We start from the raw sequence: 16984 nt of genomic DNA on the forward strand, positions 1-16984 counted from the left end.
AATATCAATATGTTTCCCAATATTTTTTTGGGCGTTCCCCGCCGATCGGCGGGTCGGGCTATCCGCTTCAAGTCCTCGCTCTTCCTTCGTCAGGCTGTGGGCTTTCCGCTTCTATCCCTAACGCAATCACGGTTTCATAAGAAAAAATCTTTTTTTATGTTTTTCAAAAAGATTGAAAATGGATACGCAACCTTTTAACAAAAACGCTATCTGTTTAATTAGTAAAACGTTACAATTACATTTTCAACCTAAAAGACCAAAACCATGAAACAGATTTTTTTATTCTTAACCCTTGCATTAACATTAACTGGCTGCAGCAACGACAATTCTGAAAGCTCAGACACTACCTTTACAACGATTCTGAAAAGGGATAATTATGGCAACTATCCGGGAACAATTCCTAAATCAAATCTTGTAATCACAAATCAAACCGAATGGAATGCTTTATTATCAAAATTAAATATCATTACGCAAGCTTTATACACATCGCCTGATGTAACTGTCGATTTTACAAAATATCAAGTTATTGCTGTTTTTGATGAAGTACATAATTATGGTGGTTATTCTATCGATATCACTAAAGTAACCGAATCAAAAATTCAAACAATCATTAAAGTTGAAAAATTACTAAAAGGCAATTTTACAACAGTAAATACACAACCTTATCATATTATTAAAATCGCCAAATCGAATAAAACTGTGGTTTTTAAATAATTCTGTTTTATTCTGTTATTTGTAATATTTTTACAGAAACAACAACTGAATAAAATGGAACCAACCTTCTTCTCCACCCAAGAAAAATTCAGAGAATGGCTAGAAAAGCATCACGAAAAAGAAACCGAACTTCTTGTTGGTTACTATAAAGTGAAAAGCAAAAAGCCGTGCATGACTTGGTCAGAATCTGTAGATCAGGCGCTTTGTTTTGGTTGGATCGACGGCATCCGAAAAACGATCGACGAAGAAAGTTATACAATTAGATTTACTCCGAGGAAAAAATCAAGTATTTGGAGCGCCATCAACATCAAAAAAGTCGAAGTACTCACAAAATCCGGACTCATGAAAGAAGCCGGAATTAAAGCTTTTGAACACAAATCTGAAGAAAGAACCAAAATTTATTCTCACGAAAACGAAGCATACGTTCTCGATCCTGAGCTCGAAAAGCAATTTAAAGCCAACAAAGCAGCTTGGGAATATTTCAACAATCAAGCACCATCTTACAAAAAAGTAATAATTCACGTGATTATGTCGGCCAAACAAGAAAAAACCAGAATTGCAAGATTAGAAAAAGCAATAAAATTTAGCGCTGAAGGAAAACGAATGTTGTAAATTAATATAATTCACAAATATGGAAATCCTACTGAATGCAATATCATTTGCATTGCTTATTGCTTTATTCGCAACACCCATTTTCATTCTAAACAAGCTTTATAAACGTAGTATTAAAAACACCTTGTTTTTCTATTTGATAATTAGCCTGACCACAACTTTTTCATTGTGTTTATTTATAGGCTGGTGGTCAGACTTTTCAAAGGAAATATTATTGTCTCATTATGGATATGATTTTGATTCGATGAATGATCATTGGAAAAATGTCTCGATCGAAAACTTAAATAAAGTCAAAAGTCTAAGAAAAAGTATAATGGGGATTGGGTGGCCCTTAAAAGTTTTCTTCATTTTCCCTTTTTATTCCATATACATATTTATTGTTTATCCATTGTATTTTCTCAATAAGAATAAACAAATAAGTGCCACGCACAAACGAATATTATAATACCTATTGTTTTAGTATAGTATAAACAGTAACTTTATTCCGTCCAAAAAAAAGTCTCAGTTAAAATAAAAAGGAATGGAAGAAAGAACAGCATTAGAATATTACGTTTTAGATGTATTTTCAAATAAAAGCTATCAAGGAAATCCACTTTCTGTAGTTTTCACAAATGGCAATCTAAAATTAGAAACCTATAAAGATATTTCTAAAGAATTTCGCTATTCTGAAACCTCTTTTGTTTACTACTCTACACGAGACAAAGCGCTCGTAGTTCGTTCGTTTACCCCAACCGGAATCGAAATCGACGGTGCGGGACATAATTTATTGGGCGCAGTCTGCGGCGCATTGCTAAAAGGAATGCCCATTTTTGACGAACAAAACGAAAGCGAGCCGTATGTAGTGATGAACCATTCAGCAATTCCAGTAACCGTAAGCTTTGATCCCGATACATTTTATCCTGTGGTTCAAATGCATCAAAAATCAGCTGTCATCAAACAGGAAATCCCAACTTATAAAATTGCTGTAGCGCTCGGCTTAAAAATTGAAGATTTGGATGTAAATGCTTTTGTTCCAACAGTAGTTAAAACAGAAGTCGCCCACACGATGGTTCCTATAAAAAACAGTTATTTACTTAACAGCTTTGTTCCAGACAATCAGCTTTTGATCGAAATCTCAAAAGAATATAATTTTGAAGGTTTTTATTGTTTTACCATTGCTGATGAAGGCCAAGAACATATCGTTGAAACACGATTTTTCAATCCAATAATCGGAATAAATGAAGATCCAGCAACAGGAACTGCTGCAGGTCCTTTAATTGGTTTTTTAACCCAAAAGAAATTCACTAAATCGGATAAAGAATACAAAATTCTTCAAGGTGTAAGATTGAAACAGGCCTCAATGATTGAAGTAATGAATCGTGAAGAAGATATTTTGGTTGGGGGTTCTTCGATAATTACGATGAAAGGCGAACTTTATATTTAACTGTCAAACATTTACTTAATTCGATACGGAATTAAAACAGTAATTGTTAAAAGATGAAAAATAATAATATATTTGGGTTAATTTAACATTTAACCCATAATCTACTTTTAACAACTATTAAATATGGATCGAATCATAATTCTTTTTAGGCTTGCAGTAGCAATTTTTCTATTTTACATTCTTAATTATTTATTATACAGCACTTTTAATCAAATCCCAGTTTTTATAAGTGCCCCAATAAATGGTATTTTAGTAATTGGAGCGTTCTATTATGTTTATAAAGGCAGAAAACAATTTATTATTGACAATGAAAGCGATGAAGACATGCCTCTTCATTTAGAAAAATCAAGTTATTTTTTCATACTAGTAGGAGCTTTTATTGCATTTTTTCTGGTTTCTTCTAGTTTTAGAACTACGCTTTACATTGACAATGGAAAATCTACTCCTGTAGAAATCAAAATAGCTTCAGAAACAGCACAAACCATCGCCCCAAATAGTTTTATTGTAACCGAAGTTCCTATTGGCAAAAATGAATTAATCATCGATGGGAAAACAAAAACCATAAACATACTTGGCAAAGGAGAATGGGTTTATAATGTTGATAATTTAAACTCTTACATCGAAGGAACCGTAGATTATGCAGAACAAGAAGTGAGAAGAATTAATAATACAAAAGATACCACTACTACAAAACTCTCTGCAGATAAAATTATCCATAAAGAATTCTTCAAACTAGAATCTGATTTTATTTTTGAAGCTCCTGAAACCATATCCATTTCAAAAAATGCACAAACAGGCGAGATACACACTCAAACTGTTTTATATCGATTGCCAAAGGAATTATCTCAAATAAAATAAATCCATAAAAAAAGCTGCACCTTGAAAATGCAGCTTTTTTTATATCCAATATTTTAATTCTTAATCTCTTGCTTAATTGGTTTAAGTGGTTCTTGTTTAGGCGGAATTCTCTTTTTTAAGAATAAAATTTGTCCCAAATGGCTCGATTGATGTTCCATAACATGAAACCAGCAATACTGATTGCTTATATCATATTTCATTTGAATTGTGGCAAACCATTCATCATCTCTTTTCTTTAATTCTTCAATTGTTTTTGCTCTTACTTCATTATAAATATCAAGATAATATTGAATGTCATGCCCTTTAAATTCATCTCGCGCGCCTTGATCGAGATTCAAAGCGGTCTCCCATTTTTTCTTTTCTTCTTCGTTAAATTCTCTGTTTTCAAAAGTAAAAACCTGATAGTATTTTTCGGCTGCAGCCAAATGCATTACAAGTGCTCCAATTCGGTTAGCTTTTTCATCATGTAAGTAATCAATTTCGTATTGATCCATGTTTTTAACCGTGTATTCAACACGATCTTTAAGATCTTCCAGCATTGAAATCATATCTGCAATTTTTGGTGAAGCACCTGGAACATTTCCTATTTTTCCGGTTTCTTTTATTATGATACCTTTTCCTTCAAGTAGTAATGAACGTTTACCATCTACGCTTGAATTATCTGAAGAAATGGTATATTCCTTAACCTTAGCATTTTTTTGTTTGGGTGTACCTAAACTCCATTTTGGAATATCTGTATTGATTGTGGGCATTTCAAAACTTGAATTCAAAATGGTTACCGGTTCAAAAACACCTTTTGCATTTTCGATAAACAATTGAAATTTATCAAAATAAAACTTTCCATTATACGATGAAACTCCTCCCAAAACTAATGTCTGACTGTTCTCATCAATTGTTCCTTCAACGGTGTACGATTGCCATTCTTTCGATTTTATTGGTCTGTCGTTCATGTTATCAAAAAAACCATCTTCATCATTTTTATTGTAAACTCTTACATAAAGTCCTGACCAGGCTTTTGGTTCGTCTGATTCTACTTTTGCCGAAGCAACAACCCTAAATTTTTTCTTTATCGGAGTTTGAATATCTATTGTTTGGCGAAAAACCATCCAATCGTTAGAAATTATTCTTTGTGTTTGCGCTTTTGCCGACACTAAACTTAAAAACAGGAACAATAATAAAAATCTTTTCATTTTTTATGTTTTAACATTTTTTTGTAAATATATACTGTTTTTTAAGACTAGGAAACAATTATTTACTTGAAAATTCTTTCAAAATAAAGAAATAAAAAAAGCTGCAATTAATGCAGCTTTTACTATAACAGAAATAGAATTTCTTAATTCGTTTTCATCGGAGGCAAATCAAATGCTTTTGAATCATGTTCAAAGTTATTTCTATGCGCTCCATCGCAAAATGGTTTGTTTGCCGAATGTCCGCAACGGCAAAGCCCTAAAGCTTGTCTTCCTTGTAATCCGTAAACAGTTCCTTCTGGATCCATGATTTCAAAATCGCCTTCAATTTTGATTGATCCATTTTTATTGATGATTAATTTTGTCTTGCTCATGATTTTATTTTTTTCGGATGCAAAGATTGCGAAATATATCGTGAAGATTTTAATGCGAATGCTAGTTTAAACTGGTTCTATTTTAGTGGCTATTCCACAGAGATGCACGGAGGTTTTTCGCAGAGATTCACAAAGTTTTTTTGTTAGAGTGAAATAATCTCGCAAAGTCGCAGAGACGCAAAGTTTTTTCAACCTAAAACGAAAAACTCAACTAATATCTACGCTTTTTCTTAGCGAATCTCCACGTAATAACGAAATCTCAATTCTATTGCTTATTTTTGCACTCAATAAAATTGAGTTATGATACAGAATCCAAAAAGATATACTATTACAGCGGCATTGCCTTATACCAATGGACCTATTCATATTGGGCATTTGGCGGGAGTTTACGTGCCTGCGGATATCTATTCGAGATATTTAAGATTGCAAGGAAAAGATGTAGCATTCATCTGCGGAAGCGATGAACACGGCGTTGCAATTTCGATGAAAGCTAAAAAAGAAGGAATTACACCACAAGAAGTTATCGATAAATATGATGGAATTATCCGCAAATCTTTCTCTGATTTCGGAATTTCCTTTAATAATTACTCAAGAACTTCGGCAAAAATCCATCACGATACGGCTTCAGAATTCTTTAAGACTTTGTATGATAAAGGCGATTTTATTGAAGAAGTTACCGAGCAATTGTATGATGCAAAAGCAAATCAGTTTTTAGCAGACCGTTTTGTGGTTGGAACTTGTCCAAAATGCGACAATCCAGAAGCTTACGGCGATCAATGCGAAAAATGCGGATCAACTTTGAATGCGACTGATTTGATTAATCCAAAATCAACCATTACAGGCGAAACTCCAATTTTAAAATCAACTAAACACTGGTTTTTACCTTTGGATCGTTACGACGCTTTTTTACGCGAATGGATTTTAGAAGGTCATAAAAACGATTGGAAAACAAACGTTTATGGACAAGTAAAATCTTGGATCGACGCTGGTTTAGAGCCTCGTGCGGTAACACGTGACCTTGATTGGGGAATTGATGTTCCGGTTGAAGGTGCTGAAGGAAAAAAATTATACGTTTGGTTTGATGCGCCTATCGGATATATTTCTTCTACAAAAGAATGGGCTGCGCGCGAAGGAAAAGACTGGGAGCCATATTGGAAAGATGAAGAAACCAAACTAGTTCACTTTATCGGGAAAGACAACATCGTTTTTCACTGTATCATTTTCCCGGCGATGCTAAAAGCGGAAGGAAGCTATATTTTACCAGACAATGTTCCAGCAAATGAATTCTTGAATTTAGAAGGAAACAAACTTTCGACTTCTAAAAACTGGGCAGTTTGGTTGCATGAATATTTAGAAGAGTTTCCAGATAAGCAAGATGTTTTGCGTTATGCGTTAACATCAAATGCGCCTGAAACAAAAGATAACGATTTTACTTGGAAAGATTTCCAAGCTAGAAATAACAACGAATTGGTTGCTATTTTCGGAAACTTCGTAAACCGCGTTGTAGTTTTAACCAACAAATATTACGATGGAATTATCCCGACGCCAAATGAATTTACTGAAGTTGATGAAGCAACTTTAGCTGAATTAAAAGCATATCCAGCTGTAATTTCAAGTTCAGTTGAGCGTTACAGATTCCGTGAAGCTTTGGGCGAATTAATGAATGTTGCGCGTTTAGGAAACAAATATTTAGCAGACGAAGAGCCTTGGAAAGTAATGAAAGACAATCCAGAGCGCGTAAAAACACAAATGTATGTGGCATTACAAATTGCTGCAGCGTTGAGCGTTTTGGCTGAACCATTTTTACCTTTTACAGCAACTAAACTTTCTAAAATCCTGAATTTAGGAGATTTGAAAGAGCATTTTGCGGGATTCAGTAAATTCTTGAAAGAGAAAGACCGCGATGCAAAAGATATTGTTATCGATAAAACATTAGGATGGAATGACATTTCTGAAAACTCAGATTTAATTCCGGCAGGACATAAAATTGGTGAAGCAGAATTGCTTTTCGCTAAAATTGAAGACGAAGAAATTCAAAAACAAATAGATAAATTGGAAGCAACAAAAACAGCTAATCTTGCTGAAAGCAAACAACCAGAACCGCAAAAAGATTTAATTCAGTTTGAGGATTTTGCGAAAATGGATATTCGTATCGGAACAATTTTAGAAGCTGAAAAAATGCCAAAAGCGAATAAACTTTTAGTTTTAAAAGTAGATACAGGAATTGATGTTCGCACGATTGTTTCGGGAATTGCTGAGAGTTTTTCTCCTGAAGAAATCATCGGGAAACGTGTTTCTGTTTTGGCAAACTTAGCGCCAAGAGCTTTACGCGGTGTCGAAAGCCAAGGAATGATCTTAATGACAACAAATGCCGAAGGAAAACTGGTATTTGTAAATCCAGATGCTGACGCTCCAAACGGATCGACTGTAAACTAAAGATTTATATACTATATAAATTGCGTGAGTCGATTATTTTAATTGATTCACGCAATTTTATTTTTAAACTATACGCCAAAAAACTTGAAAAATAAACTAAAATGAAACTCACCAAACCAAGATTAGCCCTAATCTGCGGTATACTCTGCATTTCGATTTTTCCTATATTGGTCAAATTACGATTAACACCAGGATTAATTTCGGCTTTTTACCGAATGTTTTTCGCTGTTCTTTTGCTTTTGCCCTATACAATTCTGAGCAAAAATTTCAAACTGCCAAGTCTAAAATTTACGCTTTTGGCAATGCTTTGTGGTGTTTTATTTTCGTCAGATGTTGCGGTTTGGAATATTGCTATTCAGGAATCCAGCGCAACTCAGGCTTCTTTGTTGACTAATTTATCTCCGGTTTGGGTTGGCGTTGGTTCATTTTTCTTTTTGAAAGCAAAACCTGCAACGAATTTTTGGATCGGGACATTGGTCGCTTTATTCGGAATGGTCACTTTAGTTGGTTTTGAGTTTTTTATCGATTTAAACTTTGATAAAGCATTTCTTTTTGCTGTTTTATCTGGCATTTTATATTCCATTTATCTTTTGGTTAGCAAAAATGTACTTTCACAGGTAGATGTTTTGTCGTTTATGACAATTAGTTTATCGGCTTCAAGTATCTATCTCGGAATTTTATGTTATTCATTAAACGAACCTTTTACAGGATTTTCAAATACAGGTTGGTTTGTGCTGGTTTTGCAGGCAGTCATTTGTCAATTGTGTGCGTGGCTTTCGATAAGTTATGCGACACAGCATATGCGTGCGACCAGAGTTTCCTTAAGTTTACTGAGTCAGGCGGTAATTACATCTATTTTAGCTTGGTTGTTTTTGGAAGAAAAAATAACTTTACAAATGATTTTCGGTGGCATCATATTGCTTTTCGGAATTCGAATTACTTTTTACGATAAAACAATTTCTTTAAAAAGGCTTTTTTCTAATAATTAAAATTTCTCTCGCAGATTTGGCAGATTGAGCAGATAAACATTATTCTAATCCTTTCAATCTGTGGCAAAGACCTGCAACAAAGAAAACCTAAAACTTCAAACAAAAACATTATGTTACATAAAACTAAAATTCCAAATTTAAAAGTAATCGCATTTGATGCTGATGATACTTTATTTGTAAATGAACCTTATTTTCAAGAAACTGAACATAAATTTTGTGCTTTGATGGAAGATTATCTTTCACATCAAGGCATTTCGCAGGAATTATTCAAAATTGAAATTGCAAATCTGCCTTTATACGGTTACGGAATCAAAGGTTACATTCTTTCTATGATTGAAGCCGCGATGAACATTTCAAACAATACCATTCCGATTGCAGTAATTGAAAAAATCATTCAATATGGAAAAGAATTATTGGAAAAACCAATCGAACTTTTAGACGGAATCGAAGAAACACTTGAAGCTTTAAAAGGCAAATACAAACTGGTTGTTGCCACAAAAGGCGATTTAAAAGACCAACATAGCAAATTGCATCGTTCTGGTTTAGGGCATTATTTTCATCATATTGAAGTAATGTCAGACAAACAAGAAATTGATTATCAAAAACTGCTTGGTCGTTTGGATATTCAGGCACATGAATTTTTGATGATCGGAAATTCACTAAAATCAGATGTTTTGCCAGTTTTAGGAATCGGTGGCTATGCGGTCCACATTCCGTTTCATACGACTTGGGAACACGAAAAAATTAATCATACTATCGAGCACGAGCATTTTAGTTCTTTTGAAACGATTGCAGAAGTGCTTCCGAATTTATTATAATGAAAACACTTTTAGACTTAGAAAATTGGAACAGAAAAGAGCATTTTGCCCATTTCAAACAGATGGAAGAACCATTTTTTGGTGCCACTGTAGAAATTGACTGCACAAAAGCTTATCAATCTGCAAAAGCACTCAAAACTTCTTTTTTCATTTATTATCTTCATAAAACATTAGTTGCGGTAAATTCGATTGAAAATTTTAAATACAGAATCTCAGGCGACAACATATACATCAACGATCGAATTGATGCATCGGCAACAATTGGCCGTGAAGACGGAACTTTTGGATTTTCTTTAATTGAATATAATTCTGATTTCAAAATCTTCGAAAAAAATGCTTTAGCAGAAATCGAACGAATTCAAAACACAACCGGACTTTTCACAAGAGAATTCAATGATGATAATTTAATTCATTTCTCGGCAATTCCCTGGTTGAACTTTACTTCACTAACACATGCTAGAAGTTTTACTTTTCCAGACAGCTGTCCAAAAGTTTCTTTTGGTAAAATGATGGTTTCTGAAACAGGAAGAAGAACGATTTCAATGGCCGTATATGTTCATCATGGATTGATGGATGGTTTGCATATGGGAAAATTTGTAGATTTCTTTCAGGAATTGATGAATGAATAATACCTATTTTTCGATTAACCTTATAATGTTATAATTTTGACTTTTTCTGGACGATAATTCCTACAATACATTGTTTTTTTGGGGCAAATTTAAAATCTCAAATAACAATGAAAAAAATTGTAATTACTCTGGCATTTGCATTGAGCATTATGCGCATAAGTGCACAAACAGAAACGAAAGCGGCAGATAATTTTAACAAATGGTCTATAGAACTTGACGGCGGTTTTAACAAAGCTCAACGTCCATTCACTTCAAGCAACTATTATAGCTCAAGAATCAGTCCATTTACAGCTGATTTAGGAGTGAGATACATGTTGAATAATAAGTTTGGTTTAAAAGCTGATTTTGGATACAATAGCTTGACAGAACAGAAAAACAGTTCTTTACCTTTTGATTCAAAATACTACAGAGTTGATCTGCAAGGTGTGGCAAACTTAGGGCGCATCATGAATTTTGAAACATGGACTAACACATTTGGTTTATTGGCACATGCAGGTTTTGGAGTTGCTCAATTAGAAAACAAAGACTACAATGTTAAAGACAAAATTGGAAACGCAATTTTTGGCTTGACAGGACAAGTAAGATTAACAGATCGTGTTGCTTTAACAGCAGATGCGACTACAATCTTAAATGCTTATCAAGATCGCACTTTTGATGGCGCTTCTGCAACAGGAAACAGAGGATTCTCAGGTTTACTTTTCAATGGAACTGTTGGTTTACAAGTTTATTTAGGAAAAAACACAAAACATGCTGACTGGGTCGTAACATCTAACAATGCTGACATCGCTGCTTTAGAAAACAAAGTTGCAGGTCTTGAAGAGCAAATCAAAAAGACTCCAGAAAAACAAGTAATTGTAGAAAAACCGATTAATAATGTTATCGCTGACAAAGATGTTGTTAAAGACATGATCAACGATAAATACTACAGTGTTTATTTTGATTTCAACAAATCAACTCCTATCGAAGCTTCAACATCGGCAATTGATGTAATTTTGGCTTATTTAAGAAAAAATCCATCAGCGTCAATTGATGTTGTTGGTCATGCAGATCAAGTTGGAAGTTCTGAATACAATGATAAGTTAGCAAATCTAAGAGCGACAAATGTTAAAACCATTTTAGAAAAAGCTGGCATTTCATCTTCAAGATTGAATGTTGTTTCTGAGGGAGCTGACACTTCTATCCAAAAAGAATCTGAAGAAGCTAGAAGATTAGCAAGAAGAGTTACTTTCAGAGTAAAATAATCTCTTTTATATTTCAAGAATGAAGCCCCGAAGAAATAACTTCGGGGCTTTTTTTATGATTCATAAAAAAACAAATCTCTAAAAACAGCCGCAAATTTTACACTGCAAAAAATCATTTTATTTCATTAATTTTGAAAATATATCCCACCAAATCCTAATGAAAAAATCACTGCTTTTCTGCCTTTTGCTTTCACAATCAATATTGTTAAGCCAAACTATACTAAATTCTGCGGTTCTGAATTTGAATAAGCCCTCAGAAAATGGTCAGCTTATAAATGCCGAAAATGTCAAAACTCACGAAGTATTTGTCTTTGCTTCTGATAACAAAACCATCAATATTTTAAAATACAACAAGTCAATGTTCCTTGCAAATCAATTCAAGGATACACTTCGTGCTGAACAAAAAAGAACTCTAATTGGCTATAGCTTTGGTGAAGATGGAAATCCAACGCTTTATTGGGGTTCCGAAAATCATAAAAATATCCGAATTATAAAATACAATCTGGAAACCAAAACATCAAATCCATTAAGTTTTGATTTTCCTGCAAATACCGGAAATGTTATCACTTCTTTCCAAAAGAACAATACATTTTATATCCTTTCCAAAGAAAAAGATCAGGACCATTTGCTTTTATTCGAATTCCGAAATGAAAAATGCGAGATAAAAATGTTCGATTTTGCTCCTTTTTCTTTTAAAAATGAAAAAGGACAAGGTGTCTCATTTAGTGCATTGGTGCAATACCATTATCCTATCGAAAAAATTGAATCTGACGATTTTTCTTCTTTGGACAAAAGCGAAAACAAAAGCAAAATGTACATACAGGACGACGGCATTGTCCTAACATTTGATTACAATGCAAAACGCACTCAAGCGTTTCATTTAAATTTTGAAACCAATGCAATAACGGAAAAAATTTTTGATACTCCAGCGACGCAAACTCCATCGACAACAAATTCCTTTTTTCTCGAAAAAAAATTATATCAAATTAGCGCAAATAGCGACCAGCTGTTATTTAGCATAAAAGATTTTGATTCGGGCAAAAACCTTAAAAATGTTTCCGTTTCAAAAAATGACAGCATCACTTTTAAAAATTCACCAATGTTTTTGCAAATAAATGGCGAAAAACCATTAAAGTTAAAAACTACAAGTAAATTTCTAAAACAGTTATCTACAGTAAATTCGGCACTTTCTGCATTCAAGAGCAAACGATATACTTTTATCACTTTTGGCGGATTTGCCGCTTATCAAACTCTTGGATTAAGTTATAACGGAATGGATTTTAATAATGTTCAAAATACCAGCAAAATGGTTTTCTTTGATGCCGCATTAAATTCTGATTCTGAGTTTGTAAACAACAGTCATTTAGAGCCTTTGGCAATTGACAATCTCAATTATTTTTTGAGCACGAGCAAAAATATTTCTTTGGTAAGCATTCTTAAAGTTCCTGATTTCTATATTTTAGGCTATTATGACAATGTTACAAAAAGCTATACCATGCGTAAGTTTACAGATGGTTTTATGGATCAAAATCCGGGAAATCCAATCATGAACAAAGCCATGTTTTCAAAATCTCTGCCACCAACTAGAAATTAATTTTATTGGGAATTAATCAAGATCTCTAATGTTTTAGCTGTTTCCCAAAAATGGAATGGATTATTTTCGTTAATTTTACAGAAAAGACATCATTATGCTATCAAAAAATATTGAAACAGCTTTAAACAAGCAAATTCGCATAGAAGCAGAATCTTCGCAAACTTATCTTTCTATGGCTTGTTGGGCTGAAGTACACGGATTAGAGGGAATCGCTCAATTTATGTACACACAGTCAGATGAAGAGCGTGCACACATGCTTAAATTAGTTAAGTATGTAAACGAACGCGGAGGTCACGCTCATGTTACCGATCTAAAAGCACCTAAAACAAGTTATTCTACTTTTAAGGAAATGTTTGAGGAGCTTTATAACCACGAACTTTTTGTTTCGAAATCTATCAACGAATTAGTACATATAACTTTTGAAGAAAAAGATTATGCAACACATAATTTCCTACAATGGTATGTATCTGAACAAATCGAAGAAGAGGCTACAGCAAAATCAATTCTAGACAAAATCAACTTAATTGGTGATGATAAAGGCGGACTTTACTTGTTCGACCGTGATATTCAGCAATTAACAGTTACAAGCTCTATTGCTATCAATCCAAAATAAAAAAAAGTTAAAGTTTATTTAGAATATTTAAAAATAACTTTTTTGGTTTATATTTGCTCTGTTTTTAATAATATAGAGGGAAATTTTGAGCAAGAAAGAAAAAGACAAGGACAAGAAAAAGGATAAAAAGAAAAAGAAAAACGCTGTTATCCTTGATAAAATTAAGAAGATTGAAAACTGTAAATCTTCTTGCTGCGAGAAATATAAAAAAAGCGAAAAGAAGCGTTGCTCACGCTGTCCTATGTTTGATTTATTCAAAAAAACGGCTTAACGATATAAACAAAACCCATCAGATTTCTCTGGTGGGTTTTTTAGTTTTAAATTGCATCCTCTTTTGATTTTAAATTCAACTATGGAAAACAACGTCACAATTCCGAAATCAAGTCTTGATTTTTTGGTTCAACTTAAAGAAAACAACAACAAGCCTTGGTTTGAAGCCAATAAAGCACAATATTTAATCGAACTCAATCATATTGAAACTTTTGCAGGCGCTTTGCTAAAAGAATTATCCAAGACTGATGTTTTAGAAAATGCTTCGGGCAAAAAAAGTGTTTATCGAATATATAGAGATATTCGGTTTTCAAAAGACAAAACACCTTTCAAAACTTTTTGGGGAGGAAGCTATACGCGTGCAACTGCGGCGCGCCGTGGCGGTTATTATTTTCATCTTGAGAAAGGAAATACTTTTTTCGCAGGTGGTTTTTGGGGGCCAAATGCTCAAGATTTGAAACGAATTAGAACAGAATTTGCGCAAGATCCTGAAACTTTTCAGGAAATATTGAATTCAAAATCTTTCGTCAGCAACTTCGGAACTTTACAAGGCGAACAACTCAAAACAAAGCCAAAAGATTTCGACATAAACCATCCGGCCATTGATTTACTTCGTTTCAAACAATTTCTGGTTATAAAACGATTTTCAGACGAAGAAGTTTTGAGTCCAAATTTTCTAGAATTGGCTTTAGATGCTTTTAAAAATATGCGTCCTTTTTTTGATTATATGAGTGAAGTACTGACCACAGATGCAAACGGAGTTTCTGTTTTATAAATATGTTCACGAGAATTAAACCCGACAGGTTTCAAAAACCTGCCGGGTTTTGTTGCTTTTTATTAATTTGGTTATTTACTGAGTAATAAAATATCGTTTACAACGACTTCTGTAACATATCTTTTCTCTCCGTTTTTGTCGTCATAACTTCTGTGCGTTAACTTTCCTTCCACAGCAACCTCTTTGCCTTTTACTACATATTTTTCAATAATTTCGGCAACTTTTCCCCAAGCGGTCACACGATGCCATTCCGTCTGCTGTACTCTCTCGCCTTTTTCGTTTTTGTAATAATCATTTGTCGCAATGGTCAAATGTGCAAGCTTTTTACCGGTTTCTAATGTTTTAATCTCTGGATCATTTCCTACATTACCAATTAATTGTACTCTGTTTTTCATTTCATTCATGGCGTATATTGTTTTAATTTTTTATATCTGAATCTGTTTCTCAAATTCAACGATGCAAAGATGTATCGGCTTTCAAAATTTATCCGGTTGCAAACTATTTACTTTCGGTTGTAACTATTTGTAAGCGTTTGTAAATGGAAATATTTTTGTATATTTGAGATAAATCCTACGATATGCAAACAAAAATCAAAAAAGTTGAGCTTCGTAATTTGGAAATCGAAGACTACAAACAATTAAAAAATTCGATGATTCAATCCTATCCCGAAATGGCAAACTCCTATTGGGAATCTAAAGAGATTGAAAAGTTGCTAGGAATTTTTCCAGAAGGACAATTAGTAATTTTAGTTGACGGCAAAGTTGTAGGATCAGCATTATCTATTATTGTCGATGAAAAACTCGTGGACAAAAAACACAACTACAGCCAAATTCTCGGCGATTATACTTTTTCAACACATAACGATGATGGCGACATTTTGTACGGAATCGATGTTTTCATTCATCCCAATTATCGAGGCCTTCGATTGGGGCGTCGTTTATATGATGCCCGCAAGGAACTTTGCGAGCAATTGAATCTAAAAGCTATTGTATTTGCTGGCCGAATCCCTAATTATGCGCAACATTCAAAAAAATTAACTCCCAAAAATTATATCGAAAAAGTAAAACACAAAGAATTGTATGATCCTGTTCTTTCCTTTCAGTTGAGCAATGATTTCCATGTTTTAAGAATCATCAAAAACTATTTGGAAGGCGATGAAGAATCTAAAGAATTTGCTGTTTTACTGGAGTGGAACAATATTTATTATGAAGAAAATCCAAAATTGATCAATCTTGAAAAAAGCGTTATTCGTCTTGGCTTGATTCAATGGCAAATGCGCCAACTGAATAATCTGGAAGAATTTTTTGAGCAAGCTGAATTTTTTATTGACGTCGTTTCAGGTTACGGAAGTGATTTTGCTTTATTTCCAGAACTTTTCATCGCTCCACTAATGGCCGATTATAATCATCTATCCGAAGCTGAAGCCATTAGGGAACTTGCTCGATATACAGACTCAGTCAGAAAACGTTTCCAGGAACTTTCAATTTCATACAATATCAATATCATCACCGGAAGCATGCCGTATATCGAAAACGGGAATTTATACAATGTCGGTTTTTTATGCAAAAGAGATGGAACTTCAGAAATGTACACCAAAATTCATATCACGCCGAATGAAGTCGTGCATTGGGGAATGAAAGGCGGTTCAGAATTCAAAACTTTTGATACCGATTGCGGAAAAATTGGAATTTTGATTTGTTATGATGTTGAGTTTCCAGAGCTTTCGAGACTTTTGGCAGATGAAGGAATGAACATCCTTTTTGTTCCGTTTTTAACCGATACACAAAATGGTTATACTCGTGTCAAACATTGTTCGCAAGCACGTGCCATAGAAAATGAATGTTATGTTGCTATTGCCGGTTGCGTTGGAAATCTTCCAAAAGTAAATAACATGGATATTCAATATGCTCAAGCTTCTGTTTTTACGCCTTCCGATTTTGCTTTTCCAAGCAACGGAATCAAAGCCGAAGCTACTCCAAATACCGAAATGACGCTGATCGTCGATGTCGATTTAAATTTGCTGAAAGAGCTTCACGAACACGGAAGCGTACATACTCTAAAAGACAGAAGAACAGATTTATATGAAATAAAAAAACTAAATTCATGAAGACTTGCCTCGAATGCTCCGAAAAAATTGTTGGTAGAGAAGACAAAAAATTCTGTTCTGATAGCTGCCGAAATGCCTACAACAACAAAATAAACAAAGACAGTACAAATTTTATGCGCAATGTGAACAATAAATTACGCAAAAATTACCGTATTTTGGCTGAGTTAAATACGGACGGAAAATCTAAAGCAACAAGGGAAAAAATGATAAATAAAGGTTTTGATTTTGATTTCTTTACCAATATCTTGCAGACCAAAACAGGGAACACCTACTATTTCCTGTATGACCAAGGATACCGCTCCTTAGACAATGATTATTTTATGCTAGTTAAAAAAGAAATATAG

Annotated in this window: 18 protein-coding genes; 15 read left to right on the top strand and 3 right to left on the bottom strand. The window is 33.7% G+C overall.

The features are described 5' to 3' along the window. Window positions 1-264 precede the first annotated feature (264 nt). The 4 genes from EYY60_RS02455 (at window position 265) to EYY60_RS02470 (ending at window position 3607) form a co-directional block, all read left to right on the top strand. On the top strand, window positions 265-714 hold the full coding sequence (locus EYY60_RS02455; protein WP_132987820.1) for a protease complex subunit PrcB family protein: 450 nt from the start codon (window positions 265-267) through the stop codon (window positions 712-714). 54 nt (window positions 715-768) lie between these two features. After that, window positions 769-1326, top strand: a complete 558-nt coding sequence (locus EYY60_RS02460) for a YdeI/OmpD-associated family protein (protein WP_132987821.1) — start codon at window positions 769-771, stop codon at window positions 1324-1326. A 520-nt stretch (window positions 1327-1846) separates the two neighbouring features. Then, on the top strand, window positions 1847-2749 hold the full coding sequence (locus tag EYY60_RS02465) for a PhzF family phenazine biosynthesis protein (protein WP_132987822.1): 903 nt from the start codon (window positions 1847-1849) through the stop codon (window positions 2747-2749). Between the two features lie 123 nt (window positions 2750-2872). Continuing rightward, window positions 2873-3607: a hypothetical protein gene (locus tag EYY60_RS02470; RefSeq protein WP_132987823.1), complete on the top strand. Its 735-nt coding sequence runs from the start codon at window positions 2873-2875 to the stop codon at window positions 3605-3607. A 53-nt stretch (window positions 3608-3660) separates the two neighbouring features. Here EYY60_RS02470 and EYY60_RS02475 read toward each other — a convergent pair whose 3' ends face one another. Both EYY60_RS02475 and EYY60_RS02480 read right to left on the bottom strand, forming a co-directional pair. Further along, complete coding sequence (locus EYY60_RS02475; RefSeq protein ID WP_132987824.1) at window positions 3661-4797, bottom strand: DinB family protein; 1137 nt, start codon at window positions 4795-4797, stop codon at window positions 3661-3663. Between the two features lie 143 nt (window positions 4798-4940). Further along, entirely contained in the window at window positions 4941-5168 is a 228-nt protein-coding gene (locus tag EYY60_RS02480) for a CDGSH iron-sulfur domain-containing protein (RefSeq protein WP_026727451.1), read from the bottom strand. 300 nt (window positions 5169-5468) lie between these two features. On the opposite strand from EYY60_RS02480, the gene metG reads away from it, so the two are divergent. The 9 genes from metG to EYY60_RS02525 all read left to right on the top strand — a co-directional run bounded on the left by metG (window position 5469) and on the right by EYY60_RS02525 (window position 14533). Further along, the gene (gene metG, locus EYY60_RS02485; RefSeq protein WP_132987825.1) at window positions 5469-7604 is read left to right on the top strand and encodes a methionine--tRNA ligase; all 2136 of its coding nucleotides are present in this window, start codon (window positions 5469-5471) and stop codon (window positions 7602-7604) included. Window positions 7605-7705: 101 nt separating this feature from the next. Next, entirely contained in the window at window positions 7706-8593 is an 888-nt protein-coding gene (locus EYY60_RS02490) for a DMT family transporter (RefSeq protein ID WP_132987826.1), read from the top strand. 110 nt (window positions 8594-8703) lie between these two features. Next, window positions 8704-9411, top strand: a complete 708-nt coding sequence (locus EYY60_RS02495; RefSeq protein ID WP_132987827.1) for an HAD family hydrolase — start codon at window positions 8704-8706, stop codon at window positions 9409-9411. Beyond that, window positions 9411-10040: a chloramphenicol acetyltransferase gene (locus EYY60_RS02500; protein WP_132987828.1), complete on the top strand. Its 630-nt coding sequence runs from the start codon at window positions 9411-9413 to the stop codon at window positions 10038-10040. Before EYY60_RS02495 ends, EYY60_RS02500 begins: the two co-directional genes overlap by 1 nt. A 107-nt stretch (window positions 10041-10147) precedes the next feature. Then, window positions 10148-11281 carry an OmpA family protein gene (locus EYY60_RS02505; RefSeq protein ID WP_132987829.1) on the top strand — a complete coding sequence of 378 codons (1134 nt, stop codon included), beginning with the start codon at window positions 10148-10150 and terminating at the stop codon, window positions 11279-11281. A gap of 157 nt (window positions 11282-11438) precedes the next feature. Next, window positions 11439-12875, top strand: coding sequence for a hypothetical protein (locus EYY60_RS02510; RefSeq protein ID WP_132987830.1), 1437 nt, complete (start codon window positions 11439-11441; stop codon window positions 12873-12875). A 94-nt stretch (window positions 12876-12969) separates the two neighbouring features. Continuing rightward, the gene (locus tag EYY60_RS02515) at window positions 12970-13488 is read left to right on the top strand and encodes a ferritin (protein WP_026727442.1); all 519 of its coding nucleotides are present in this window, start codon (window positions 12970-12972) and stop codon (window positions 13486-13488) included. A gap of 85 nt (window positions 13489-13573) precedes the next feature. Further along, a complete protein-coding gene (locus EYY60_RS02520) occupies window positions 13574-13759 on the top strand; it encodes a hypothetical protein (RefSeq protein ID WP_026727441.1) in 186 nt (61 codons plus the stop codon). An 81-nt stretch (window positions 13760-13840) separates the two neighbouring features. Continuing rightward, complete coding sequence (locus tag EYY60_RS02525) at window positions 13841-14533, top strand: DUF2461 domain-containing protein (protein WP_132987831.1); 693 nt, start codon at window positions 13841-13843, stop codon at window positions 14531-14533. Window positions 14534-14604: 71 nt separating this feature from the next. Here EYY60_RS02525 and EYY60_RS02530 read toward each other — a convergent pair whose 3' ends face one another. Beyond that, window positions 14605-14928: a single-stranded DNA-binding protein gene (locus EYY60_RS02530; RefSeq protein ID WP_162847839.1), complete on the bottom strand. Its 324-nt coding sequence runs from the start codon at window positions 14926-14928 to the stop codon at window positions 14605-14607. 182 nt (window positions 14929-15110) lie between these two features. Between EYY60_RS02530 and EYY60_RS02535 the strand changes: the two genes are divergently transcribed. Beyond that, on the top strand, window positions 15111-16640 hold the full coding sequence (locus tag EYY60_RS02535; RefSeq protein ID WP_132987833.1) for a bifunctional GNAT family N-acetyltransferase/carbon-nitrogen hydrolase family protein: 1530 nt from the start codon (window positions 15111-15113) through the stop codon (window positions 16638-16640). Further along, window positions 16637-16984, top strand: coding sequence for a hypothetical protein (locus tag EYY60_RS02540; protein ID WP_132987834.1), 348 nt, complete (start codon window positions 16637-16639; stop codon window positions 16982-16984). Before EYY60_RS02535 ends, EYY60_RS02540 begins: the two co-directional genes overlap by 4 nt.

The sequence above is a fragment of the Flavobacterium zhairuonense genome (genome assembly GCF_004352915.1).
GTDB lineage: Bacteria > Bacteroidota > Bacteroidia > Flavobacteriales > Flavobacteriaceae > Flavobacterium > Flavobacterium zhairuonense.

Excerpts from the sequence above, each read along its gene's own strand:
- EYY60_RS02455 (WP_132987820.1), top strand. The coding sequence starts at position 265 with ATGAAACAGATTTTTTTATTCTTAACCCTTGCATTAACATTAACTGGC.
- EYY60_RS02460 (WP_132987821.1), top strand. The coding sequence starts at position 769 with ATGGAACCAACCTTCTTCTCCACCCAAGAAAAATTCAGAGAATGGCTA.
- EYY60_RS02465 (WP_132987822.1), top strand. The coding sequence starts at position 1,847 with ATGGAAGAAAGAACAGCATTAGAATATTACGTTTTAGATGTATTTTCA.
- EYY60_RS02470 (WP_132987823.1), top strand. The coding sequence starts at position 2,873 with ATGGATCGAATCATAATTCTTTTTAGGCTTGCAGTAGCAATTTTTCTA.
- EYY60_RS02475 (WP_132987824.1), bottom strand. The coding sequence starts at position 4,797 with ATGAAAAGATTTTTATTATTGTTCCTGTTTTTAAGTTTAGTGTCGGCA.
- EYY60_RS02480 (WP_026727451.1), bottom strand. The coding sequence starts at position 5,168 with ATGAGCAAGACAAAATTAATCATCAATAAAAATGGATCAATCAAAATT.
- metG (WP_132987825.1), top strand. The coding sequence starts at position 5,469 with ATGATACAGAATCCAAAAAGATATACTATTACAGCGGCATTGCCTTAT.
- EYY60_RS02490 (WP_132987826.1), top strand. The coding sequence starts at position 7,706 with ATGAAACTCACCAAACCAAGATTAGCCCTAATCTGCGGTATACTCTGC.
- EYY60_RS02495 (WP_132987827.1), top strand. The coding sequence starts at position 8,704 with ATGTTACATAAAACTAAAATTCCAAATTTAAAAGTAATCGCATTTGAT.
- EYY60_RS02500 (WP_132987828.1), top strand. The coding sequence starts at position 9,411 with ATGAAAACACTTTTAGACTTAGAAAATTGGAACAGAAAAGAGCATTTT.
- EYY60_RS02505 (WP_132987829.1), top strand. The coding sequence starts at position 10,148 with ATGAAAAAAATTGTAATTACTCTGGCATTTGCATTGAGCATTATGCGC.
- EYY60_RS02510 (WP_132987830.1), top strand. The coding sequence starts at position 11,439 with ATGAAAAAATCACTGCTTTTCTGCCTTTTGCTTTCACAATCAATATTG.
- EYY60_RS02515 (WP_026727442.1), top strand. The coding sequence starts at position 12,970 with ATGCTATCAAAAAATATTGAAACAGCTTTAAACAAGCAAATTCGCATA.
- EYY60_RS02525 (WP_132987831.1), top strand. The coding sequence starts at position 13,841 with ATGGAAAACAACGTCACAATTCCGAAATCAAGTCTTGATTTTTTGGTT.
- EYY60_RS02530 (WP_162847839.1), bottom strand. The coding sequence starts at position 14,928 with ATGAAAAACAGAGTACAATTAATTGGTAATGTAGGAAATGATCCAGAG.
- EYY60_RS02535 (WP_132987833.1), top strand. The coding sequence starts at position 15,111 with ATGCAAACAAAAATCAAAAAAGTTGAGCTTCGTAATTTGGAAATCGAA.
- EYY60_RS02540 (WP_132987834.1), top strand. The coding sequence starts at position 16,637 with ATGAAGACTTGCCTCGAATGCTCCGAAAAAATTGTTGGTAGAGAAGAC.